The organism is Chengkuizengella sp. SCS-71B (assembly GCF_040100845.1).
Lineage (GTDB): Bacteria > Bacillota > Bacilli > Paenibacillales > KCTC-33759 > Chengkuizengella.
In genome coordinates, this window is record NZ_JAZHSH010000001.1 from 2,839,867 (window position 1) to 2,865,308 (window position 25,442).

Consider the following 25,442-nt stretch of genomic DNA (forward strand, 5'->3'; position numbering starts at 1 on the left):
GCTTCTGAGAATTTTCTCTAAATATAAATAAACAATATTGAAAGGGGAATTTATCTATGAAAGATAAAGTAGTTATTGTTACAGGTGGTTCAAATGGAATGGGCAAACATATGGCACAGAAATTTGCTCAAGAAGGTGCAAAAGTCGCTATCACTGGACGAACTCTAGAGAAATTAGAAGCAACGAAAAAAGAAATCGAAACTTATGATGGACAGGTCTTATGTATTCAAATGGATGTTCGAGAACCAGATCAAGTGGATCAAATGGTGCAAAAAACAGATCAAACTTTTGGCAGAATAGATTTTCTAGTTAATAATGCCGCTGGAAACTTCATCTGTATGGCAGAAGATTTATCCGTTAATGGTTGGAATGCAGTCATTAATATTGTATTAAATGGAACATTCTATTGCAGTTCTGCTGTAGGCAGATATTGGATTGACAGGCATATGCAAGGAAACATTCTAAACATAGTTGCAACGTATGCTTGGGATGCAGGTCCAGGAGTAATTCATTCAGCCTCAGCAAAAGCAGGTGTACTTGCTATGACTAGAACTTTAGCTGTTGAATGGGGTAGAAGTTATGGCATTCGTGTAAACGCTATCGCACCAGGACCAATAGAGCGAACTGGTGGAGCTGAAAAACTATTCCAATCAGAAGCTGCAGCTAAAAGAACTTTGAACAGTATTCCTTTAAGAAGAATTGGAAAACCTGAAGAAATAGCTGAATTAGCTTATTTCATGTTCTCAGACAAGGCTTCTTATATGAATGGTGAATGTATAACATTAGATGGTGGACAACAATGGAATCAACATCCATTTTAAGCAAAAAACAGTGAACAGAAATTATAATTTCAAAAATAATATTTAACTTAATACTTAATTAGCCGTCAGAGTATGTTCAGACGGCTAATTTTATGCTGCTATACAGTAAACTATATCATCTAAGATGTGGGGGGAAAAATCGACCTTTTGTTTTGATTGAGTTGAATCCACAGTCTTCACATAATCCATCAGGTACACTTGTTTCACATTTATTTTCATCAATGACATTACCTGGTCCTCCATTATTTTGGATATCTGGATTATTTCCTTCTAAACAATTTGAACGAACTCCATTATTATCAGATGTAGTAGATAATAAAATACCTGCTTGAGTATTATCTACTACGCAATTGTTGTCTATAATACTATCCATACCTGTAATATTTATACCATTCAGCATATTTTGAAAGATTTTATTTTTCAATATTCGATTGTCAGTCCCAGATGAAAAATCAGCAGTCATGATGCCATCTGCTCCATTTTTGGCCGCTTTATTGCCAAGTATTAAATTATTTTCTTCTATTTCAAAACCAAAATTCGTATTTCCTAGGGCTTGATTACAATAAATTAAATTCCCATCTCCCTCAGCATCTAAACCAGAATCTGTGTTGCTGATTAGGCAGTTATTTATAAACAAATTATCAGTTGCTGCAGATGTTGTGAAAATCCCATCACCATTGCCTTGAATTAAATTATTACATATAAAATTACAATCAGCAGTAATTGAAATCCCATCGATCCCATTATCTTTCACAATGCAATTGATGCAATAATTAAAATTAGTATCTAGATCAATCCCATCACTAGAATTACCACTTGATTCAACGTCCATGACAAGATTGTGAGTTCCCGCTGTAACATGAACTCCTTCCGCTCCATTTCCAATAACTAAAAGATTTCTAAGAATGTTACTATTTGTATTGATCTCAATCCCATCATTAGTATAGTTTTGGACAGTAAGGCATTCAATAGTTACCAATTGTGAACCGGTAATATCAAATGCTGTGTTAAGGGCATTATTACCCTCAAGTATCGTTTTATTAACTCCTGATCCTATGATTCTTATTCCAGCTTTGCCAGCACCAATGACTAATGCTTCAGAAAAAGTTCCAGGTGCTATCCTAATTGTGTCATTTGGTCCTGCCATAGCAAGGGCAGCTGTAATGGTGGGTATTGGGTCAGGTACATTAAAAACAGTCATATATACCACTCCTAAGTTTTTGTTGATACATTAATATATTCAAATAAAATAAAAAGGAGTGGACTCATATCTAATGTACCAGAATTAAGAAAAGCACCTAGCAATATCTTCAACAATTCATTTGTTCAACTTATTTAAAAGCCATTGCAGCTTTAACAGCTTTTTTCCAACCACCATAAAGTTTATTTCTCATGTACTCATTCATAGAAGGGTGAAAACTTTGATCTAGATACCAATTTTGCGATATTTCATTCTGATCTTTCCAATAGTTGACTGCAAGACCTGCCAAATAAGCTGCTCCTAATGCTGTTGTTTCATTTACGGTTGGACGTTCAACGGACACACCTAAAATATCACTTTGAAAATTCATTAAAAAGTTATTCTGAACAGCGCCACCGTCAACTCGTAATGTATTTACAGGAATACCAGCATCAGCTTCCATAGCCATTAAAACATCTTTTGTTTGATAAGCTTGAGACTCCAATGTTGCACGGATCAAATGTGATTTGTCAGTCCCTCTTGTAAGACCAAATATAGATCCTCTTACTTCACTATCCCAGTAAGGAGTACCTAATCCAACAAAAGCAGGCACGACATACACTCCATCCGTTGATTCCACTTTTTCAGCGAAAGCTTCACTATCTGATGCTTGTTGAATCAGCTTCAAACCATCACGTAACCATTGGACAGCAGAACCTGCTACAAACACACTTCCTTCTAGTGCATATTCAATTTTTCCATTTATTCCCCAGGCAATAGTGGTAAGTAAACCATGGCTTGATTTCACAGCTTTTTCACCCGTGTTCATTAACATAAAACATCCCGTACCGTAGGTGTTTTTCACCATTCCTTGCTTATAACAGGCTTGCCCGAACAAAGCAGCTTGTTGATCTCCTGCAACACCGCAAATTGGGATGGAATACCCATCAAAAAGTTCAGTAGATGTAGTTGTATATACCTCAGAAGAAGGGCAAACTTTAGGAAGCATAGATTTGGGAACATTTAAAATAGCTAAAAGCTCATCGTCCCATTGGAGCTCATAAATATTGTACATTAAGGTTCTTGAAGCATTTGAGTAATCCGTTACATGTTGTTGTCCACCAGACAACTTCCAAATCAGCCAACTATCTATCGTTCCGCATAATAGATTTCCTTGATTTGCTTTATTTCGTACCCCTTCTACATTATCTAGTATCCACTTTACCTTTGTCCCTGAAAAGTAAGGATCAATAACGAGTCCTGTTTTAGCAGAGAATATATCTTCATAACCTTCTGCTTTTAATTGTTCACATATTTCATCAGTTTGACGTGATTGCCACACGATTGCATGATATACTGGTTTCCCAGTTTGTTTATCCCATACGACAACCGTCTCTCGTTGATTTGTAATTCCAATGCCTGCAATTTGAGAAGGCTTTATATCCGAATTTGTCAAAACATCCTTCATGACCTTTAAACTGGACTCCCAAATTTCAATCGCATCATGCTCTACCCAACCTGGTCTTGGAAAATGTTGTGTGAATTCCTTTTGTTCGCTTTTAACGACTTGTCCTTTATGGTTAAATACGATCGCTCTCGTACTTGTCGTTCCTTGATCTAAAGCTAATATATATTGTTCCATTAAACTCTCCCCTTCTAATACAATCCTTTAAATGATAATGAAGCGTTTTCACTTATACATTTTACTTTACAACGCTTAAAATGATTCGTAAATAAAAAATAAGAGACTAAATCAAATTGACCTAATCTCTAAATAATAAGTAACTATTAAATTATTCTAATGAATTACTTTACGCAAAAGATGAATGTATCAATAATACGGTAGTCTGCCGAATCTTCTTATAAATCCAAAAGGAAATATTCTTCTGGAAAAACCTAATCTTCTACCATATGGGAATCCATATCCATATCCTGGGAATCCAAAACCATACCCTGGATATCCAAATCCTCCAAATCCACCATATCCAAATTGTCTCATTTCGTGAGGGTGATGCATGGTGTTTGGCATCATATGGTGAGAGTGATGCATGGTGTTTGGCATCATATGATCTTCAGCTGCCATTACATTCTCGCACCTTGGACAAGCTAGATATAAATTTTCCTCATCAATACCTTCTACAAATCCGTCTTGGGTAGTACCATCCATCATTTCAACCATGACATATCGATGCATATTTTCACAACAAACATCTTTCATACCATTCATATGTGCTGGTGCAACACCTGCTTTTGACATCGGGGATATGTTTTCATTTGATACAGGAGATACTCCTGCCTTTGATGTTGGTGCTACATTATTATTTGATATAGGGGATATCCCAGCATTTGTGTTATTTGACATAGGGGACACCCCAGTATTGGCATTATTCATTTTTAGTAAACACCTCCTACACCAACCATGATATTCACCCGTAGGCAAAAGGCTACTAAAAGAATAAAAATGGGTGTTTACCTAGTTTATTTTTACAGTATGGGCACCATCAAAAAGATACAAGTATTGTTCTGAAACAGGAATTTTCCATATGTGTTCAACTGCTTTTGTATACATTTCTATTTGCATTTTATATCTTTCTTTTATTTCATTTATTTTATTTCCATAAACCGCATCTGTTTTATAATCAATGAGAATAAAGTGGTCATTTTCTAAAAATAAACAATCTATAATTCCTTGTATCAATACAATCTCACTAGAAGCTTCAGTATCAAGACTACCATATACATCTTTAGCAGGTAATCCATAACTAAAGGGTACTTCTCGGTAGAACCTTTTAGACAAATTCAACCTTGTTCCTAAGTCACTTTGAAAAAAAGCATGAATAACAGAAATATCAACCTCTTCACTTTGTTCTACAGAAATCATATTTTTCATTTGCAGATGATTTAAAGTTTGTTGTATCACCTCTAAAGAAATAACTTTTTGTAATGGAATGTGCTGCATGATGGAATGGTACACAGTTCCTCTCTCTGCAGCATTCACTTGTTTTTGTTCCATAAACCTAGGTCTTCTTTTTAAATTATTTTTTTGAGGAATCGATGTTAATAAAGAAGTTTTAATCGTCTCTTCATCACTTTTAGCAAACATCTCTGTCTTTAATTCAGCAATCCTTTTCATTTCTGAAACTGATGTTTTAGATAACAAAGTTTGAGACAATCTATTCTGATCTATCCAAGTAAATTTATGAGATAATAAATCGAATACGATTGAATCTGTTTTCTGTTCAAGGTTCTGTAAATTAGTAAGTGACTCTATCTTAGTTTCTGGTAATAATTCATCTATTTCTTTATCTACTAATTCATGAGCAGGCAAAATCTCAAATACCCATTTCGAATCGCAACTATTTTCTTTGAATCTAGGCATCAATTGGTGGTCTAATAAATCCCTCATTGGTTTCATATGATCATGGCGAATTAATGCAGGACCTAACCAATCAAAATAGCTGCGAGCCTTGACTAATACATAATCAGGAAGCTGTGAAGAAGTATTTTCAATCATTGGACTCCATTTCAACAACTTCTTCTTAAAATCTTTAATTGTGCCAATTAAAAATAGTTTTTCTTTTGCACGTGTTAAAGCAACATAAAGTATACGCATTTCTTCAGCTAACATTTCTAATTGCAGTCGACGTTTAATAGCTAGGCTAGGTAAGGTAGGATAGGATATTCTATTGGGAATATCCACATATTTAGGACCAAAACCCAGCTGTTTATGCATTAAAAATGGATTATTCAAATCTTGAAAATTAAACATTTTATTTATTCCAGCAACAAAAACAACTGGAAATTCCAACCCTTTGCTTTTATGAATAGACATTAAACGAACCACATTTTCTTGTTCCCCTACTGCTCTTGCAGCTCCTAAGTCTCCACCTTTATCTCGCATTTGATTAATAAAGGTTAAAAAGCGAAACAAACCTCTAAAAGAAGTTTTTTCATACTGCTTAGCACGATCATATAATAAACGAAGATTCGCTTGTTTTTGTATCCCCCCTGGCATTCCCCCTACCATATCGTAAAACAGAGTCTCACGATAAATGTGCCAAATTAAATCGGATAGGGCTCCTTGTCTAGCTTTTTTACGCCAACTCTCCAATTGAATCAAGAATTGATCCAGTTTATTCTTTAGTTCATGCTCGTCGTTTGACTTTTGATTTACAAAAGCTTGCAATGCTTCAAAATAGGAGTGTTTCGAATCAGCAAGACGGATTAATGCCATGTCATTAGCAGAAAGTTGAACAATTGGGGAGCGTAAAACCGCTGCTAGGGCAATATCCTGATAAGGATTATCTATAACTTTTAAGACAGACAACATCACTTCTACTTCCCCAGCATCAAAATAACCTGAATCTAAATCTGCATAACAAGGAATACCTGACTTTTTAAATTCATCAATGAAAATTGAAGACCATTGTTGAGTTGATCTAAGTAAAATAACGATATCCTTATATGTTGCTGGACTTGCATTTCCATGTTTATCTGTTACATAAAAAGGCTCTCCATTTTGACCTACTAACTTTTTAATTTGTTTTATAATATTCAATGCTTCTAATTGAGCCGTTTCAACATCCTGCGATTCTATCCAATCTTTTAAATTTTCTTCAGATTCACTATTCTGTTGTTGATTTACTTCCGATGATCTATCAATGAGCTGAATGTGAATCGATGAGTTAGCCTCTCCTAGCTGGTTCATTTCTGAAAAACCATCACCATAAATTAAAGCAGCTTTCTCATCATACGCCATCTCTCCAATAGATTCATTCATCAATTGTTTAAAAATATAATTGACTCCATTAATGATTTCTTTACGACTTCTAAAGTTTTTTGAAAGGTCAATTTTTACTCCATCTTGATATTGAACTTTTGTATTCACACTCTCATATCTTTTATACTTATCCAAAAACAATCCTGGTTCTGCTAACCGAAAGCGATAAATACTTTGTTTAACATCCCCTACCATAAATCGATTACCTGGTTTATCTTTAGAAATCAAAGATAAAATGGCTTCTTGAACCATATTTGTATCTTGATATTCATCTATCAATACCTCTTCAAAATTTTTTTGATAATTCAATGCAATCTGAGAAGGCTGTATATTATCATAATCACTTTCTACATTACATAAAATTTGTAAACAATAATGCTCTAGGTCCCCGTAATCTACTAAACCCTTATCTGCTTTGGCAAGTTGATATTGATCAGAGAAATCTAGAATTAGTTTTACAAGTATTTGCATTAGTGGGGCTACTTCTTCCAACTCTTGATAAAAAGTTTCTGGTGACCTTTGAAATAATTCATCACGTATCCCACTAATTAGCTTCTTTGCTTCGTTTCTTAATTCCTTCACTTGATCAAGTAATTGTGAATCTATTTCTTGATTCCTAGTTGATTTAAGTTTGGGAAATTGAATATTTTGAAAACAAACATATAATCGTTTCCAATCTTTTCCATTGGCAGCAGATAGTAGTTGCTCAACTAATTGAATATCTTCCAATATGTTATCCACATAAACGAAAGGTCCGTTCGGTCCATTTGCTAATTTTAACGCTTCTTTTAATAACCCTATAATGCCATTTAATTCAATCTGCACACTTTCTATTAAACTTTGCAGCCACAACTGACCGTGTTCTACGTAGTTATCTTCTTCATGTTGACTTACAGCATGAAATGTATCTGCCATTTGTTGCAACCATTTATCTGGCCATGGGTGGCTTCGCGAGTAATGATATAAACGCAGCACCAACTGAAATAACAAGTCATCGTTTCTTTCTCCAGTATAAGCTTCTACAAGCTTCCAAAAATCACTATCCGGAGGACTGCACTCATAATGTCGTTCAAATAAATCTTCTAAAACTTCCTGTCTAATTAATTCCGTTTCTGTGTCGTTGCCTATTCTGAATTTAGGGTCCATTTGAATAGAATGAAAATTTTGCTGAATTACTTCTAGACAGAAAGAATGCAAGGTTGTAATATTTGCTTTATGAATTAACGTAAGCTGCTTTTTCAGATGACTTGACTGTGGTTTTTTGGATAACTCTTTTTCCAAAGCTTCTCTAATTCTATGTCTCATTTCTGAAGCAGCAGCTTTCGTAAATGTTGCAACTAGCAAACGATCGACATCAATTCCATCCTCTTCTGAAGAAATTAATCGTATGATTCGTTCTACAAGAACAGCAGTTTTTCCTGACCCTGCAGCTGCTGAAATGAGGACATTATCTCCTCTAGTTGAAATAGCTAACCATTGATCATCTGTCCAATAGCTACCTTTTGGTTTAGGTACTGAGATCACATGAATTCACCTCTTTCCTTACTCTCTTGCTCTATTGTTGTTAGAACCTCTTCATTGGATTTCATTTGTAATTCACGATAATCATTGTTTTCATATAAAGTATTAAACTGGCAAATAGATTTATACTCGCAATACGTACAGGCAATTTTCTTACCCATTCGATACGGTTTGATATCAACATTTCCATCCATAATCTCTGATCCGATATTCACTATCATTTGTCTTGTATACCCTCTTAATTGCTTCCATTGCTCTTCTTCTACTACTGAAGATGTTTTATAAAACCCACCTTTAGACTTAACGGCTACTGGAATCATGTTTGAATGACCATTATTTAATTGTAAATCCATCTTTTTCACCATATCTTCATCAGCCAGCAAAAGACCCTTCATTTTAAAACGTTTAAACAACTGCTCTTCTGCTTGTTCAGGAGAAAGGTCATTAGATAATTTCAACATTGGATTTTGCACATGAAAATATAATACACCCGCTGGTTTTGCTTGCTCCCCTAACCATTTTTCAGAATGAGTAATAATTACATCTAAATACGTAAGCATCTGCAAGGACAGGCCATAAAAAACTTCTGACAAATTTAAAGATTTTTCACTGGATTTGTAATCAATGACTCTTAGTAAAACTCCCTGATCATTATAGGCACGATCTACACGATCAATTCTCCCCTTCATTTCCATTTCATATCCTTGAGCTAAATCCAGCTTTAAAGGGGGTAATGTACCGTTTAGACCAAAATCAATTTCAAAACCAATCGGTTCAAAATCTGACCTTTTGGCTTGTTCACTTAATATTAATGTTGCTCGGCTGATAATGTTTGTTAATTTTTTTGTAATGTATAAATACCTTTTAGAGCTGAATAAGATTTCACTCTGCAATTTAGGAGATAATAACTTCACTGATTGTTCTGCACGTTGAATACAGTCCTCTTTGGATAAATCAGACCATTTCACCTTACTCTCTAATAATTGTTCAGATATCATCTTTAACGCTGCATGAAATAGCTGTCCAATATCCGGTGCTTCTAAACGATAAATTTTTCTTTCTTTTAATCGTAGTCCATAAGAAACAAAATGTGCATACGGACATGAAATAAACTTCTCCATTCGAGAAACGCTAGTATATAATTTATCCCCATATATTTTTAAACCTGTATCCACAGATAAAAATTGTTCTTCATTGGTAAAAAAAACACCGTAACATAAACGTTCTAATTTATCTTTCCACTTTTCTTTTGCATGAAACCAATGGAAAACTTGCAACCATATATCTGATAACGGAGCTCCATTTTTCCATTGCTGTAATTGTATCATCAAGTAGGATAAAACCCGCTCTGGATGCTCAAAAAATGAGATAATCTCATCCAACTTTGTTAAAGCTGTTGGATCAGCAGAGAGTAGCTTTGTTTCAAGATGAGGGAACATTTTTTTGATTTTAAATACGACCTCAGAGGATAGAAGTGTGTTCCCTTCTTCATCAGACATAGGATAGCTGATCCATAACTTATCATTGCTTGTTGTTAAAGTTGTATAAATTAAAAATTGCTCTTCCATTAATCTCTGTTTACTATTGGGGGCTAGTTCAATGCCAGATTCAAGTAAAAATTCACGTTCATGTTCAGTTAACACCCCGTCTTCTTTCATTGTAGCAGGCAAAACTCCATCATTCACTCCGACTAGAAAACAATATTTAATATCACTTGAGCGTGTGCGCTCCATGCTTCCGATTAATACTTGATCTAAAGAGGGCGGAACAAGTCCCATCTTTATCCCTTCTAATCCAGTATTGATTAACTCTGCAAGTAATTCGTTTGTTATTTCTTCTTCACCGATCACTTCTACTAGCTGATCAAACACATCCATTACACTACCCCATATTTGATTATGGACTTTGGATTGTTCAGTCTCACCCTGCTCCATACTTTCTAAACCCCATTGCTCCAATCTTTCATAAATATGCATAGATTCCAACAATTCAAAAAGTATTGATACTTTTTCACGTACTTTTCCAGCCTTACTCATTTGATTTTGGAACTTGAGGATAGGTTGTACTACAAGGTCTTTTGTCATATTTAAACGTTTAAAAAACTGTGTTTCTTCTTTTTTATTTGTGAACTGTTCCGCATCTTCTAAAGATTTTATTTTATATTTCCAAGGCATGTTATCTGTCCACTTTGAACCTTGAATTCCAAAAGCTAAAACGTAATTCTCTAATTCATCAAATGTAATAAATTGAGACTCTTCATTTTCCAATTCTATCTGTTGGAAAAATCCTGTTTTTATACAACGAAAAACGGCTTCATATCTCCAATAGTAATTCACAACTTCTAAAGCTGACCGAATGAATTCAACTAATGGATGATTCATAACTTCACGTTTTTCATCAACAAAATATGGAATCTCATAATCTGAAAAAATAGTAGAGAAGAGATCTTGATAATCCTGCATATTCCTTATTAATACTGCAAAATCTCTCCAGCGATAATTTTGCTCACGAACCAAGCGAACCATTTGACGAGCTACACCTTCAACTTCCGCTCTACGATGAACTGCAGCATATATTTCTATATGTTCATTAACCTTTTTACCTGTCCACTTTAAACCTGTTTCAATATGCTGTTCTAAATGTTCAATAGGTGCATTATGAATAAAACGTTTTGTTTGATTTAAAATGATTGTTTCTTCTTGTTGAAGCTTTAATTCCTCAATCAATTTCTGAAGATGAATCATTGTCTTAGCTGTAGGATGAAATAAATCTAACTCTTTTGTTTCATCCTGTGCATGGTAAGCTTGATCTATTGTAAGTGTTATCTTCACTTTTTTTGCAAATTGAAGAAGCTGTCCTAAGATCTTATATTCTAATGGCGTGAAACCATGAAATCCATCCACCCATATTTCTGCTTTTTGTATGTATTGGGAATCTTTAATTTGATTAGCCATTAAATCAAGATAGTCCTCTGCATCGATATATTGCGATTGAAAGAAGTATTCATATTGTTCATATAACAAATAAATATCATGTAATTTATTCTTAAAAGTAGGGTCTTCACTTCTGAACTGATCCTCAAATTTTTGTAAATAATTTTTTATATCTCGAGATTTTAAACAATATCTTTTAAATTCATTAAATAAATCATTTATCTCATCTAAAAAACCAATCTGTCTTGCAGATTGATGGAAACATTTCAGCTTGCTATTTTGTTCTTTTAAGATTTTATATAAAAGCAGTTTTTTACCAGTATCATCAATAGGAGAGAGTATAGTACCTCCCGTCTCCTGCATAATTTGATATGCTAGTCTTCGAAAGCTCAGTACCTGAGCACGCATCATCCCAGTTAGATCTGGTGACGTGACAATCTTATGCTCCATTTGAAAACTCACCTGCTCAGGGACTAACATAATAAGAGGATCTCCAATTGGATTCTTTCTTAACTCCTCACAAATTTCATCTACACAAAACTGGCTTTTCCCAGTCCCTGCTCTTCCTAATACAAATTGCACTGACAAACCAAATAACCCCCTAGTTCAAAACAAAATGAAATACAATCACCTATATTTCATTTATAATTCCATAATAATTCTCATTTGTTTTATTGTTGCTGTCATGCTTGTCTATTCATTTTCATATATATAGTTACACCAAAATATAAAATTCACATATTAAAAGTTCTTCTATAAGTATATCTTTTTGGAGAGGATTTTCATAGAATGATAAATGATATATTACTTCCTTTATTTACTGGATTATGTTTATTTTTATTTGGGATGAAAATAATGGAGTTAGCTTTGCAGAAGTGGGCAGGTTCTCATCTTAAAAATACATTAGAACGATTTACGAAAACACCATTACGAGGAATGGTAACTGGGACTGCTTTAACAGCATTTTTACAAAGCAGCAGTGCGATAACTGTCATTACAATTGGAATGGTAAATGCGAAAATAATGACCTTCCCAAGAACATTAGGAATTATATTAGGTACAAATATAGGCACTTGTATTACAACGGAATTAATTGGATTAAATATTAACTATCTTGCACTCCCAATGCTAATTGTTTGTTTTATCATTTGGATGCTCAGCTGGTATTTTCAAGAACAACAAGAACAAACTCTTTTCATTCGTATCGTATTGATTTTAAGGTATTTATCTTTAGCAATCATGGGATTCTCCTGTGTCTTATTGGGGGTTGAAGTCATGCAGGCCGTGGTCCCTGCTTTACAGTCGAGAGGGATGTTCACTTGGTTTTTGGAACAATCTCAGCAAAGTTTATTATGGGGTATTATTGCTGGTACTTGTATAACCGCGATCATTCAAAGCAGTGCAGCAATGGTTGCCATAACAATGAGTTTAATTACATTAGATGCTTTTTCACTTGAGTTAGGCATTGCCATTATCATTGGAGCAAATATTGGAACATGTGTAACATCAATGATTGCGAGTATTGGAGGTAGTAAATCTGGGCAATTTGTTGCATGGTCACATGTTATTTTAAATGTGGGCGGTGCTATTTTATTCTTCCCACTGCTGTCAGTACTTGCGAATATTTCGGCTTCTATCTCCTCGAACCCCTCGGAACAAATAGCCCATGCTCAGACTATATATAACGTGGTCTCTTCTATCATTGCTCTTCCGTTATGTTATTTGTCTTTCATTAAAAGGCTTGAAAGTTAATTTCAAATTCCAGTTGATATTACTACTATTTCAATATAATTTTAACTATTAATATGGCTCCTAAAACAAAAAATAACCCAATTATAATAGGAAGAGCACCTGCTGCTAACACAAAAGGTAAAGCTAGTAATAGGACTAGATAAAAGAATATTTTATACATATTGTGCCCCCTTAGTTGTTTTCTAGTAATTTTAGGTTATCACCATAGTAAACAACTAGATATTTCCAAAGGTATACTAATCAACCTTCACCTCATATCCTAGCTTTAATAATGCTTTTTGTAACACATCGTTATTGTTATCATACCCATTATGTATTTGTTTGCGCCAAGCTTCTTTTGGAGTCAGCCAATCTACACATGATATTTCTTCTTCCTGAGCTTGTAAAACTCCCTCTTTGGCTTCAACTAAAAAATAGTGAACTTCCTTATCTATAACACCTAATTGAGGTGAATCGTATTGATAATTTACAACCTTCAAAGGAATTGCTTCCTTGATTGTACCCTTCATCCCTGTTTCTTCTTCAATCTCTCTTAGAGCAGTTTGTTCTATCGTTTCTCCTGGCTCCATCTTACCTTTAGCTAAAGTCGTTATTCCAAAACGATCCTGTATCATTTGTATGAGTAATTTATCATTCTCATATTTGTAGACCACACCACCGGCTGAAACTTCTCTCTTCATATTCATCTTTCACCACACCTCAATATTAAATTACTTTGACTAAACCCCACAAAAGTTAATCACTCACTTTATAAATTTAATCGTGATACTTTGTGGGGTCTATAAATTTTAATCCCGTTATTCAAAAATTATTTACTCATTTATACAGCATTCACATTGGAAGGCTCTAAAACTCTTACGATCTTTCCTTTACACTCATTCACTCCAGCTTCGGCAATTTTCACTTTACACACTTTTCCAATTAAATCATCAGTACCTTCCATGATAACCTGTAAATAGTTATCTGAATGTCCAGTAATGACTTGACTATCTTCATTATTTTTTGCTGTCTCTGGAATTACTTCAATCACTTGATTCTCGAATTTCTTTGCATATTCTAATTGCATTTTTTCTGAAAGATCAATCAATTCATGAACACGACGATTTTTCTCTTCCAGATCCACTTGCTGATCCATCTTCGCCGCTGGAGTACCTGTACGTTTAGAATAAGGGAATACATGCAGCTCGGAAAATTTACATTTTTCTATAAACTTATAGCTGTTCTCAAACTTTTCCTCATCTTCCCCTGGGAACCCTACAATGATATCTGTCGTAATTGCAACGTCTGGCATAATTTCATGGATTTTATCAATCTTTTCTCCAAACTCTTCGATTGTATATTTTCTACGCATCGCTTTAAGAACTTCATTATCCCCTGCTTGTAATGGGATGTGTAAATGACGACACATTTTATCTGATGTTTTTAATACTTCAATCACTTCATCTGTAATCTGACTTGCTTCAATTGAACTTATTCTAATACGTTTTAAACCTTCTATTTTATCCAAATCCCATAATAAATCAGCTAATTTATAATTGTCTAGGTCATCCCCATAACCACCTGTATGAATTCCTGTTAATACAATTTCTTGATAACCAGAGTCTACTAACTTTCTTGCTTGTTTAACTACATCCTCTGGAGCTCGACTTCGACTCAATCCACGTGTCCAAGGAATAATACAAAAAGTACAAAAATTGTTACAGCCCTCTTGTATTTTCAAAAATGCTCTGGTACGCTCAGAAAAATCAGGTACATCTAATTCTTCAAAGTTACGAGTTTTCATAATATTTCTGACAGCATTAATCGGTTGTCTTTCCTTTTGGATTTGTTTAACATAATCCATTATTTTCTCTCTATCTTGTGTACCTATGACAAGGTCAACACCATCAATATCTAAAATTTCTTTTGATGCTGTTTGAGCATAACAACCTGTAACGGCAATGATTGCCTCTGGATTTCTTCGAATAGCTCTTCGAATCATTTGTCTACTTTTCTTATCACCTGTATTTGTTACAGAACATGTATTAATAACATACACATCCGCTGGTTCATTTGTATCATCAAAGTCTACTTGTTCATATCCTTCATTTTTAAAAAGCTGCCAAATCGCTTCAGTATCATAGAAATTCACTTTGCAACCTAATGTATGAAACGCAACTTTTTTCATCATTATACTCCTCCCATCTCACCGTATTCATATAACAAACATGTCAGCCCTACCATAGCGGCTGTTTCAGTTCTTAAAATTCTTTTTCCTAAACTAACAGATTGACAGCCTGCTTCCTCTAGCTCTAATATTTCTTTTTCAGTAAATCCGCCCTCAGGTCCTATAATCATCAAAAAAGTTGGAATTGATTCATGATCTGTTTTCTTCCGGCTTATAATATCCTTTAAATAGATATGATCTTCGTTTTCATAAAAGACAAAACTGGTATCAGCGTCAGAAATAACTTTTAGAAGTTCCGGCCAAGTACTAATTCCTTTAATCTGTGGAACTCGATTTCTATGAGCCTGTTCAGCCGCTTCCTTTGCAATCTTATTCCAACGTTCCATCCTTTTGTTCTTTTTTTTCTCATCATATTGTACAATTGTTCGTTCTGAAATAAATGGAATAAATTGTATTGCACCAATCTCAGTGCTCTTTTGGATGATTGCATCCATTTTATCACCTTTAGGTAAACTTTGAGCAATCCAAACATTTATATTGGGTTCGTTGATCCGATCCAAGTCTTTTATGATCGAAGCTATGACTTTACTTTTTGTAATCTCTTCTATTTCAACCAAAACATCACGTGTTTCTCCATCACTAACGATAAATTGGTCTTCTATTTTTGCTCGCATGACTTTGATGAGATGAAACGCATCTTCATCTTCAATGTGAACTTTATTTTCAACAAATTGATTTTTTGAAATAAAATAACGCTGCATGTTAACAACAACCTCTTCTATATAAAATACCCAAAATATATCTTACTACAAACAAAGCTGATTACGCCACATTTGTTTAGTTTTACCATAAAGAAATTAGATTTAAAAAATGACAGAGAAAAACTTATCTAATAGTTGAAATATTACAAATTGCAAGTCCAAAATCGGTTGAATTGTCACCATTCTAAGTGGTGGTATAAACACTAAAAGTAAAAAAATATAAATAGAATAGGGTTCAAATTTCGTCATTTTTGCACGGACATGATTTGGCGCTATGTCCTCTAATATCCTATAACCATCCAACGGTGGTAGAGGGATTAAATTAAATACAAATAACAATATGTTCATTTTTATAAACCATTCTATAAAAGTATTTATGGCATTAAAAACATCAGGTGAAAACCATCCATGAATCACATCCGTAAATAATAAATACCAAAATAAAAAACCAATCAAAACTAAGCAAAAATTACTGAATGGTCCAACTAGAGATGTGATTATCCCCATGAATTTGGGTTTTTTGAAAAGATGTCGATTTACTGGAACAGGTTTACCCCAACCAAATCCTGCTATAAGTAATAATACCATCCCGATAGGGTCAAGGTGGGTTTGTGGATTAAGGGAAATTCGTCCCTGTTTTTTAGCTGTTAAGTCATTAAACTTATTCGACACGTATGCTTGTGAAAATCCGTGTATGGTAATAGCCATTAAAAATGCTAATAAAACAAAAGGCAGTTCGATTAAATCAAAATAAATCAAACGATCTAATAACTCCATAACAATCTCCTATCTTTTTTTTGCAATGATGGCAACCCAATCTTCCTGCTCAAGTTTCTCAATAATACTAAAATTAGATTTTTCTAATGCCTGTATAACATCGTCTTCTTTCTGTTTAATAATTCCTGAGGCAATGTATAAACCGTTATGCTCCAAAACATTGTATACATCATCAATAAAAGTCAATATGATTTCTGCTAAAATATTAGCTACAACAATCTGTGGTTGATCAGAGTTATGTTGAGTTTGAAGCACTTGCAACAGATCACTTTGTTGAACAGTAATTTTTTGTTCTAATTGATTAATACGTACATTTTCCTTTGCACTTGAGACTGCAACTGGATCTAAGTCCAAAGCTAACACTTGATTTGCTCCCAATTTCATAGCTGCTATGGATAATATCCCAGAGCCTGTCCCCACATCTATTACATTTTTTCCTTCCACTTGTGCTTTTTCCAATGCTTTCAAACATAAAGAAGTAGTCGCATGCGTCCCTGTACCAAAAGCCATTCCTGGATCAAGCTCAACCACACACTCATTTTCACCTGCTTCATAATTTTCCCAGGTGGGTTTAATTGTAATCTTTTCTGTAATACGAACAGGTTTAAAATATTGTTTCCAAGCATTAGCCCAATCTTCTTCGTTTACTATTTGTGACTTCACTTCCGCTTTTCCAACGTTAATATTTAAATCTATTAAATTTTTGACGAAACGTTCTAAGCTTTTTATAAGCTCATCCATATCAATTTCTTCTGGAAAATAGGCTTTAATTTCTGCATCTCCTTCTGGAAAATCATTTAATGGTTTTTCATACCATTGACCTAAAGAAGTATCTCTTTCTTTATTCAAAGATCCTGATTCTTCTATTGAAACTCCACCAGCTCCGTTATCATGAAAAAAATTTGAAATTTGCTCACTAGCTTCTTCAGTTGTATAAATACATATTTCGTACCAATTCATCATTAACCCTCCGTACTTATTTTATCTGACCTATTATTTTATCATAGTTTTATCTTAAGACAAAATCTGTTTCCATTCATATTTTTGAGTATTAAATGGAATAATGAATTGTATTGAAAATAGTTTGCAATCGTGGTAAAATCCTACATCGGGAAGGAAGATATAGAAAACATCAGGAGGAACACCATGTTAAAGAATAACAAACACTTGCTTTTTATTTTAATTGTTATCATATTAATGATTATTACAGGTTGTACTAATGAAGATCAGACAAATCAATCTGATGAAAAAAATCAGGCTGATGAACAGTCTTTCAAAATAACAATGGAATTTCAAGAACTTATTGAACATAATGCAAAGCCTGCTCAATTATATGAGTTCATAAATGAACAATTAGAGGACGTTCCTAAGGAAGTTATTACGAACTTGTTATTAGCTCTAGAAGATCAATTAACAGCACAAATTAAAGACTTTAGTCAAGTTCTTGAGGATGATGAGGTGCAATTAAAACTAGAGGAATTATCCAAAGAGAACAATTTTGAAATAAATGAAATACAGGAAGAAGCGCTCAAAGAACAGTTAGCTGAAATCGTTGAAAATGGATATAAAATGGAATTATTAAAAGGAACTTATAAAGTTAAAATAGACTATTCTCAAATGGAAATATATAAAACAGATGTGACTGAAGAAATGTCTGAATATATTACGATTCAAGCAAAGGAATCTTCACAACTATATGAGAAAGATTTAATGTTAACTATTTCGTGGGAGGAACTCTCAGACCGTTTAGCTCATACTGAAAAATTCTTATCCTCTTATCCAGAGTCAGTTAGAGCAAATATAATAGAAAGAATATATTTAAATTATTTAATTCCGTATTTACAAGGGCTTCCAAACACACCAGCATATGATGTCGAATCAAAACAATTCAATCAAGAACTCATTGATAGCTATACACAATGGATTGAGTCTTATCCTGATTCACGTACCACTCTTATTATAAGAGAACATTTACAAAATCTAAAGGAAGCTAATTATTTATATACTAACGAAATAGCTAAATCTTTAGATAAGTTATTAGAGCAGAGTTTAACACAGTAAAGAAAACTTGGTGATTACTAAGCCTAATAGGCGAAAATTTTAATTATATATAAAAGCCCTGCTATGTTTAGTAGGGCTTTTAACTGTTAGAGATGCAATTACTAATATCACCCTTTGTTAGCTCCTCTATACCATTCCTCCACAAGCTTCAATTACTTGAAGTGCATGTTGATATTGGGCCTCATCTATGCTTACAGTTAATAAAATATCTTTACCAGTAGGAGCTCCTTGCCCTCCATCACTCATTCCACTTGCACTTACATCAGCCGCAGCTAATATACCAGCATCTGGCTCAGTAAAATCAGCATGTAAGAATAACTTTCCTATACTCGTAGTATCCCCATTCACTGGATTTGATATTTTAGTTATCCCTTCCCCTTGATATTTACTAAAACGGTTTATGTTTAGGTTGCTTGCTCTTAACGATTTTAGTTTCACTGCAGCTCCTTCTGCTTGTTCTGGAGAATTAAAATACGCTAATATGTTTTTTTTTGTCATTTTATTTGACCTCGACCCTGATGAATAAAATCAATTGCATCATTGATTGATTCTTGTGCTGTAACAAAACTAAGCATAATATTTTTCGAGTTAAGATTTTGGTTTCCTATGTCTGTGAATCCCCATGCAGCCGGATAAACAAAACCTAATGCTCCTTGAAAATAATTCCCAAGACTCTGAGGCATTGCTGGAAAATTATCTGTTACTTGCTTCTGAGCAGGTATTCTTTCTACAGAGATGTCTTTTGTTTTTAATTTTTGCAATTTGATTGCCACGTTTTCCGCCTGATCTTCAGTGTCAAAATAAGCAATTATATGTTTATTACTCATAACAAAAACTCCCTATTTATTAATTTGTCTTTGATCAGCTTCCCTTGCTCTTTCTTGAGCTTTTAAATCATCTTCATCTGCTAATGATTGTGAAAACTCGACATCTTCATTTCTGGCAATTGGTAACTTTTTTTTAGGCTTTTTTTGATTCATCATTACCCTCCTTTCAGATTCTCCTCAAACTCCATATATGTTTTACAACAATCAATAATTTTATTCAACAAAAAAACTCACCGATTGGCGAGTTTCTAAGAATTCAATATCATTTGTTTATCTGCTTTTTTTAAACTATTAAATACTAGCTGATATGACTGATCCACCATCTCTAATATCTCTTCATCTGGAATACTTCCATCCGCATAAACCGTATTCCAGTGTCTCTTATTTAAATGATAACCTCCTACAACTGATTTATATTTCTCACGTAAAATTTCTGCTAAAAATGGATCACATTTAAGACTGATGGATGGATGCTCTTGCCCTTCTGAAATCAATGCAAACATTTTATTGCTTAACTTGATCACTAAAGTTTCTGGTCCAAATGGATAATCTTCCACAGCACCTTGTTTCTTTAAACAATATGTCTTCAAATCTTCATATCTCATATTAATCTCCTTTCAAGCTCAAGTTTGTCCATGCTAATTCGTTAAATTTCCATCGTCCACACTTTTTGTAGCAGAAAAACCGCAAGATTGCTCTAACGGTTTTTTGGTTTTATTCATAATTGATAAATTTATCAGTCACCTAAAATAGCTTTTTTCATTCTTTCAAAAATGGACTGGTGTTTTTCATGAGTATGCTCTCCATTTAATTCTGAAAAATCGCGTAATAATTGCTTTTGATCTTCCGATAATTTGGAAGGTGTAACAACAACCACTTTTACATGTTGATCACCTTGTCCGTATCCTCGAACGCGTTGCACACCTTTTCCTTTTAAACGGAAATAGGTACCTGTCTGTGTTCCAGCAGGAATTTTTAATTTCACTTTTTCAGTTAGAGTAGGGATCTCAATCTCATCACCTAAAGCTGCTTGAGCAAAGGTAAGTGGTACTTCACAGTAAATATCATCGCCTTCTCTTTCAAAAAACTCATGAGATTTTACACGTAAAACGATATATAAATCACCAGAAGGTCCACCTTTTTGTCCTGCTTCACCTTCACCTGAAATTCTAATTTGTGATCCTTCATCTACTCCCGCAGGAATTTTCACATTGATTTTTCTTTGATTTTTTACTTGTCCTGAACCATGACATTTACCACACTTATCTTTAATGATCGAACCTTGACCGTTACATGTAGTACATACTCTACGATTCACGATGCGTCCAAATGCAGTGTTCTGAACAACTTCCTGTTGACCTGAACCATTACATGTAGAACAAGTCTGCTTTTTAGTACCTAGTTTAGCCCCAGAACCTGAACAACGATCACATGTTTCTGTACGAGGAATTTTAATTTCTGTTTCCTTTCCGAAAACCGCTTCTTTAAATTCAATCGTCATTGTGTATTGTAAATCAGCACCTCTTTGTGGTGCATTTGGGTTACGTCTCTGGCCACCTCCGCCTCCAAAAAACATATCGAAGATATCACCAAATCCGCCAAAGTCAGCACCGCCAGCTCCACCCATTCCTTGGTTTGGATCAACATGACCAAACTGATCATAGGTTGCTCTTTTTTGATCATCACTTAATACATCATATGCTTCTTTTACTTCTTTAAATTTCTCTTCAGCATCAGAAGATTTATTTACATCAGGATGATATTGACGAGCTAACTTGCGATAAGCTTTTTTGATTTCATCGCCTGAAACATCTTTGCCTAAACCGAGAACTTCATAATAATCTCGTTTACTCATCACTTCACTCCATTCTATTCCAATTAAACATATTACCATTAAATGAGTGTTCAAAAAGTTCGGTTTTCAGTACCGAGAAGATTGTACGAACATGCAGAAGCCGGAGCACAGTGTAGTGATTGGTTACATGAGCACCGGACTTCAAATGTGAGTGCAATATTCGACGTCGAAACCACTTCCTCGAAAAACTTCGTAATCACTACTTAATACCAGTCACTTCCCTGTGACTAACGCAGTACCAGCACGTCCTGTGCCGGCAAAAGTGGACTTTTTGAACTACCTTTTTATCTACAAGTTTATAGTCAAAGCCAATATACTACTTGACTTTGACTATTCTTTAAAACATTTATTTTTGTTTAAGATTATTTATTTTCTTTTTCATCTACAACTTCATAATCTGCATCTACGACATTATCTCTTGCAGCATTATCAGCTTCTGCATTTCCTTCTGCACCTTGAGCCGCTTGAGCTTCTTGAGCTGCTTGCTCATATAATTTTACAGACAATTGTTGTACAATTTCAGTTAATTCTTCAGAAGCTTTTTTGATCTCATCAGTATCATCGCCTTCTAAAGCTTTTTTCACTTTATCTTTAGCTTCATTCGCTTTATCAATTTCTGCTTGATCCACTTTATCTCCTAGATCTTTTAATGTTTTTTCAGCTGTATAAACTAACTGATCTGCTTCATTTCTTGTTTCTACAGCTGCTTTACGCTTCTCGTCTTCTTCTTTAAATTTCTCAGCATCCTGAGTCATTTGTTCAATTTCGTCATCAGACAATCCACTAGAAGAAGTAATCGTGATTTTTTGACTCTTACCAGTACCTTTATCTAAAGCTGATACATTCACGATTCCATTCGCATCAATATCAAATGTAACCTCAATTTGCGGGATTCCTCGTGGCGCAGGAGGAATATCTCCTAACATAAAACGCCCTAATGTTTTATTATCTGCTGCCATTGCACGTTCCCCTTGAAGAACATGAATCTCAACACTTGTTTGGTTATCAGCATATGTTGAATACACTTGTGATTTACTTGTTGGTATTGTTGTATTACGGTCGATCATCTTCGTAAATACACCACCAGCAGTTTCAATACCCAATGTAAGAGGTGTAACATCTAATAATACAACATCTTGAACATCACCTGTGAGTACACCTGCTTGAACTGCAGCTCCAAGAGCTACTACTTCATCTGGATTTACACCTTTATGAGGATCTTTACCCGTTAATTTTTTAACTGCTTCTTGAACTGCTGGAATTCTTGTTGAACCACCAACTAATACAATTTTATCTATTTCACTAGCACTTAAACCAGAATCACTGATTGCCTGTCTTGTAGGTGCTAATGTCTTTTCAATTAAATCTGCTGATAATTCTTCAAACTTCGCTCTAGTTAAGTTCACTTCTAAATGCTGGGGAACTCCATCTACTACAGTAATAAACGGTAATGAAATTGTAGTAGTTACTATTCCAGAAAGTTCTTTTTTCGCTTTTTCAGCAGCATCTTTTAAACGTTGAACAGCCGCTTTATCTTTGCTTAAATCAATTCCGTGTTCTTTTTTGAATTCAGATACTAGATGATCGATAATCACTTGATCAAAATCGTCTCCGCCTAAGCGGTTATTCCCACTTGTAGCTTTTACTTCAAAAAATCCATCACCTAATTCAAGAATAGATACATCAAATGTACCTCCACCTAAATCATATACTAAAATCGTTTGGTCTTCGTCTTTTTCCAAACCATATGCTAAAGCTGCAGCTGTTGGTTCATTTACAATACGAAGCACCTCAAGTCCAGCAATTTTACCAGCATCTTTAGTTGCCTGACGCTGACTATCATTGAAATAAGCTGGCACAGTAATAACAGCTTGTGTAACCGTTGATCCTAAATATGCTTCAGCATCAGATTTTAATTTCTGTAATATAATTGCAGATAATTCTTGCGGGCTGAACTCTTTACCCTCAATTGTAGTTTTGTAATCAGTTCCCATATGACGTTTGATGGAAATAACCGTTCCATCTGGATTTGTGATCGCTTGACGTTTAGCCGTTTCACCAACGATTCGTTCTCCATCTTTTTTAAATCCAATAACAGACGGTGTAGTTCTATTCCCTTCTGGATTAGGAATAACGACCGCTTCTCCACCTTCCATAACCGCAACACATGAATTTGTAGTTCCTAAATCAATACCTATTACTTTACTCATTTATGAGTAACCCTCCTTATAATAATCCTACTTTTATTTTTATTAATCATGATGATTTGTGTATTAACTGCTTACTTTAACCATCGCAGGTCTGAGTACTTTATCTTTTAGGATGTAACCTTTCTGAACTTCTTCCACTACGATACCTTCCTCATGTTCTTCAGATTCTACCTGCATGATAGCTTGATGATATTCTGGATTAAATGGTTGGCCTACGGATTGTATAGGTTTTAAATCTTCACTATCAAATGTTTGTTTCATTTGATCAAAAACCATTTCAATTCCTTTCATCAATGAATCGAAATCTTTCGTTTCAGCACTTGATGAAATGGCTCTTTCAAAATTATCTATTACAGGAAGCAGCTGCTCTATGAGTCCTTTTGAAGCGTATTTTAGAGCTTCTTCTTTTTCCATTCTAGTTCTGCGACGAAAATTATCAAAATCTGCTTGAGTTCTAAGTAATTTCTGCTGACTTTCATCAGCATTTTTTTTCAGCTCATCAATATCTTTTTTATCCATAAGTATTTGTTCTTCTACGTTTTGTTCTTCTTCGTCACTTAGATTTTCATCAGCCATATTTTCTAAACCTTCATTCTCTTGATCGTTAAGTGTTTGTTCTTCTTCATTCATTTTTGTTTGGTCTGTTTGACTCATACATTCACCTCCTTAGTGGAATAAATATATTTTTCCTATATATTATTAATTTCTATCATCTTCACTCTTATCTATAATAGAATTTAACAAGGTCATCTGTTAAATGATTTAATAAGTTTATGACTCTTTCATATTCCATACGAGTAGGTCCCAAGATACCTATTGTTCCAATTGAATGACCTTCAATTTTATAAGTAGCTGTTATCAAACTACAATTTTGAATTTGTTTTACATCATTTTCTGGACCTATCGATACCTGAATTCCTTTGGGTGCATTAGAAAATAATTCGATCCATGTTTTCGTTTCATTGATTAAGTCTAAAATATTTTTTACTGTTGACACATCATTAAATTCAGGCTGTGTTAACATATTGGTAGTGCCACTCATGTAAATGCGCTCTTGTTTGTTCGTTTCAAACACTTCATCTAACATGTGCATCAATTCATGGTGTTGCTTTACATATTTTTTTAATTCATTACTAAGTTCATTGAAAAGTTTTGATTTTAATGAGATTAAAGGTTCTCCACGTAATCTACTGTTTAAAATATTAATACACTTTTCAATTTCGTCAATGGAAATTCCATTTGGAATTTGAACCTTCTTATTTTCAACTTCTCCTGTATCTGTAACAATAATGACAACGCCTGTAACATCATTAATAGAGATGAATTGAAGATGTTTTAAAGTAGTATTAAATAATTCAGGTCCAAGCGCAATGGAAGTATATTGAGTCATGTCTGATAAAATCGAAGCCACCTCTTGCAAAATTGCTTCCGTTTTATTCAGTCTTTTATTAAAATAATTTTTTATAGATACTATCTCTTCATTCTTCGATTTTGTTAAACTAATAAGATGATCCACAAAATATCTGTAGCCTTTATGAGAGGGAATACGACCAGCAGAGGTATGTGGTTGCTCTAAAAATCCCATTTCCTCTAAGTCAGACATTTCGTTTCTTATCGTAGCAGGACTAAACCCAACATCACTGCGTTTTGATATGCTTCTTGAGCCTATAGGCTCTGCAGAATGGATATAATCATTCACAATCGCACTTAAGATCATTTTCTGACGTTCTGTTAGCATAACTTCCCCTCCTTATTGTTACCCTCAAAAGCAAGGTATTGATATACGATAAAAAGTGA

22 protein-coding genes are annotated in these 25,442 nt (G+C 34.2%); 3 read left to right on the plus strand and 19 right to left on the minus strand.

Annotated elements, in window-relative coordinates:
• Positions 1 to 56 precede the first annotated feature (56 nt).
• Complete coding sequence (gene fadH, locus VQL36_RS13910; protein WP_349249901.1) at positions 57 to 821, plus strand: 2,4-dienoyl-CoA reductase; 765 nt, start codon at positions 57 to 59, stop codon at positions 819 to 821.
• A 115-nt stretch (positions 822 to 936) separates the two neighbouring features.
• On the opposite strand, the gene VQL36_RS13915 is transcribed toward fadH, so the two are convergent.
• The 5 genes from VQL36_RS13915 to addB all read right to left on the minus strand — a co-directional run bounded on the left by VQL36_RS13915 (position 937) and on the right by addB (position 11,817).
• Positions 937 to 2,022, minus strand: coding sequence for a nitrous oxide reductase family maturation protein NosD (locus VQL36_RS13915; RefSeq protein WP_349249902.1), 1,086 nt, complete (start codon positions 2,020 to 2,022; stop codon positions 937 to 939).
• Between the two features lie 130 nt (positions 2,023 to 2,152).
• Complete coding sequence (glpK, locus tag VQL36_RS13920; protein WP_349249903.1) at positions 2,153 to 3,643, minus strand: glycerol kinase GlpK; 1,491 nt, start codon at positions 3,641 to 3,643, stop codon at positions 2,153 to 2,155.
• Between the two features lie 189 nt (positions 3,644 to 3,832).
• Positions 3,833 to 4,363: a hypothetical protein gene (locus VQL36_RS13925; protein WP_349249904.1), complete on the minus strand. Its 531-nt coding sequence runs from the start codon at positions 4,361 to 4,363 to the stop codon at positions 3,833 to 3,835.
• A 111-nt stretch (positions 4,364 to 4,474) separates the two neighbouring features.
• A complete protein-coding gene (gene addA / locus VQL36_RS13930) occupies positions 4,475 to 8,305 on the minus strand; it encodes a helicase-exonuclease AddAB subunit AddA (protein ID WP_349249905.1) in 3,831 nt (1,276 codons plus the stop codon).
• A complete protein-coding gene (gene addB / locus VQL36_RS13935) occupies positions 8,302 to 11,817 on the minus strand; it encodes a helicase-exonuclease AddAB subunit AddB (RefSeq protein ID WP_349251182.1) in 3,516 nt (1,171 codons plus the stop codon). The genes addA and addB overlap by 4 nt, the downstream gene beginning before the upstream one ends.
• Before the next feature lie 207 nt (positions 11,818 to 12,024).
• Between addB and VQL36_RS13940 the strand changes: the two genes are divergently transcribed.
• Complete coding sequence (locus VQL36_RS13940; protein ID WP_349249906.1) at positions 12,025 to 12,987, plus strand: Na/Pi symporter; 963 nt, start codon at positions 12,025 to 12,027, stop codon at positions 12,985 to 12,987.
• Between the two features lie 25 nt (positions 12,988 to 13,012).
• Here the strand turns inward: VQL36_RS13940 and VQL36_RS13945 are convergent, their stop codons facing one another.
• The 6 genes from VQL36_RS13945 to prmA all read right to left on the minus strand — a co-directional run bounded on the left by VQL36_RS13945 (position 13,013) and on the right by prmA (position 17,652).
• Positions 13,013 to 13,147, minus strand: coding sequence for a hypothetical protein (locus tag VQL36_RS13945; RefSeq protein WP_349249907.1), 135 nt, complete (start codon positions 13,145 to 13,147; stop codon positions 13,013 to 13,015).
• Between the two features lie 76 nt (positions 13,148 to 13,223).
• Positions 13,224 to 13,673, minus strand: a complete 450-nt coding sequence (locus tag VQL36_RS13950; RefSeq protein WP_349249908.1) for an NUDIX hydrolase — start codon at positions 13,671 to 13,673, stop codon at positions 13,224 to 13,226.
• 134 nt (positions 13,674 to 13,807) lie between these two features.
• Positions 13,808 to 15,154 carry a tRNA (N(6)-L-threonylcarbamoyladenosine(37)-C(2))-methylthiotransferase MtaB gene (gene mtaB, locus VQL36_RS13955; protein ID WP_349251183.1) on the minus strand — a complete coding sequence of 449 codons (1,347 nt, stop codon included), beginning with the start codon at positions 15,152 to 15,154 and terminating at the stop codon, positions 13,808 to 13,810.
• Positions 15,155 to 15,156: 2 nt separating this feature from the next.
• Positions 15,157 to 15,915, minus strand: a complete 759-nt coding sequence (locus VQL36_RS13960) for a 16S rRNA (uracil(1498)-N(3))-methyltransferase (RefSeq protein WP_349249909.1) — start codon at positions 15,913 to 15,915, stop codon at positions 15,157 to 15,159.
• Positions 15,916 to 16,017: 102 nt separating this feature from the next.
• A complete protein-coding gene (locus tag VQL36_RS13965; protein WP_349249910.1) occupies positions 16,018 to 16,692 on the minus strand; it encodes a site-2 protease family protein in 675 nt (224 codons plus the stop codon).
• 9 nt (positions 16,693 to 16,701) lie between these two features.
• Positions 16,702 to 17,652, minus strand: coding sequence for a 50S ribosomal protein L11 methyltransferase (gene prmA, locus VQL36_RS13970; protein ID WP_349249911.1), 951 nt, complete (start codon positions 17,650 to 17,652; stop codon positions 16,702 to 16,704).
• A 186-nt stretch (positions 17,653 to 17,838) separates the two neighbouring features.
• Here prmA and VQL36_RS13975 point away from each other — a divergent pair, with 186 nt between their 5' ends.
• Complete coding sequence (locus VQL36_RS13975) at positions 17,839 to 18,753, plus strand: hypothetical protein (RefSeq protein WP_349249912.1); 915 nt, start codon at positions 17,839 to 17,841, stop codon at positions 18,751 to 18,753.
• Positions 18,754 to 18,879: 126 nt separating this feature from the next.
• Here VQL36_RS13975 and VQL36_RS13980 read toward each other — a convergent pair whose 3' ends face one another.
• From VQL36_RS13980 to hrcA, 8 genes are all read right to left on the minus strand, one after another.
• On the minus strand, positions 18,880 to 19,251 hold the full coding sequence (locus VQL36_RS13980; RefSeq protein WP_349249913.1) for a hypothetical protein: 372 nt from the start codon (positions 19,249 to 19,251) through the stop codon (positions 18,880 to 18,882).
• On the minus strand, positions 19,248 to 19,580 hold the full coding sequence (locus VQL36_RS13985; protein ID WP_349249914.1) for a hypothetical protein: 333 nt from the start codon (positions 19,578 to 19,580) through the stop codon (positions 19,248 to 19,250). The genes VQL36_RS13980 and VQL36_RS13985 overlap by 4 nt, the downstream gene beginning before the upstream one ends.
• 12 nt (positions 19,581 to 19,592) lie before the next feature.
• Positions 19,593 to 19,733: a YfhD family protein gene (locus VQL36_RS13990; protein ID WP_349249915.1), complete on the minus strand. Its 141-nt coding sequence runs from the start codon at positions 19,731 to 19,733 to the stop codon at positions 19,593 to 19,595.
• Between the two features lie 95 nt (positions 19,734 to 19,828).
• The gene (locus tag VQL36_RS13995; protein WP_349249916.1) at positions 19,829 to 20,185 is read right to left on the minus strand and encodes an MmcQ/YjbR family DNA-binding protein; all 357 of its coding nucleotides are present in this window, start codon (positions 20,183 to 20,185) and stop codon (positions 19,829 to 19,831) included.
• A 131-nt stretch (positions 20,186 to 20,316) separates the two neighbouring features.
• On the minus strand, positions 20,317 to 21,435 hold the full coding sequence (gene dnaJ / locus VQL36_RS14000; protein ID WP_349249917.1) for a molecular chaperone DnaJ: 1,119 nt from the start codon (positions 21,433 to 21,435) through the stop codon (positions 20,317 to 20,319).
• A gap of 362 nt (positions 21,436 to 21,797) precedes the next feature.
• A complete protein-coding gene (dnaK, locus tag VQL36_RS14005; RefSeq protein WP_349249918.1) occupies positions 21,798 to 23,645 on the minus strand; it encodes a molecular chaperone DnaK in 1,848 nt (615 codons plus the stop codon).
• Positions 23,646 to 23,708: 63 nt separating this feature from the next.
• Complete coding sequence (grpE, locus tag VQL36_RS14010; protein ID WP_349249919.1) at positions 23,709 to 24,299, minus strand: nucleotide exchange factor GrpE; 591 nt, start codon at positions 24,297 to 24,299, stop codon at positions 23,709 to 23,711.
• 67 nt (positions 24,300 to 24,366) lie between these two features.
• The gene (gene hrcA, locus VQL36_RS14015) at positions 24,367 to 25,383 is read right to left on the minus strand and encodes a heat-inducible transcriptional repressor HrcA (protein ID WP_349249920.1); all 1,017 of its coding nucleotides are present in this window, start codon (positions 25,381 to 25,383) and stop codon (positions 24,367 to 24,369) included.
• Positions 25,384 to 25,442 lie beyond the last annotated feature (59 nt).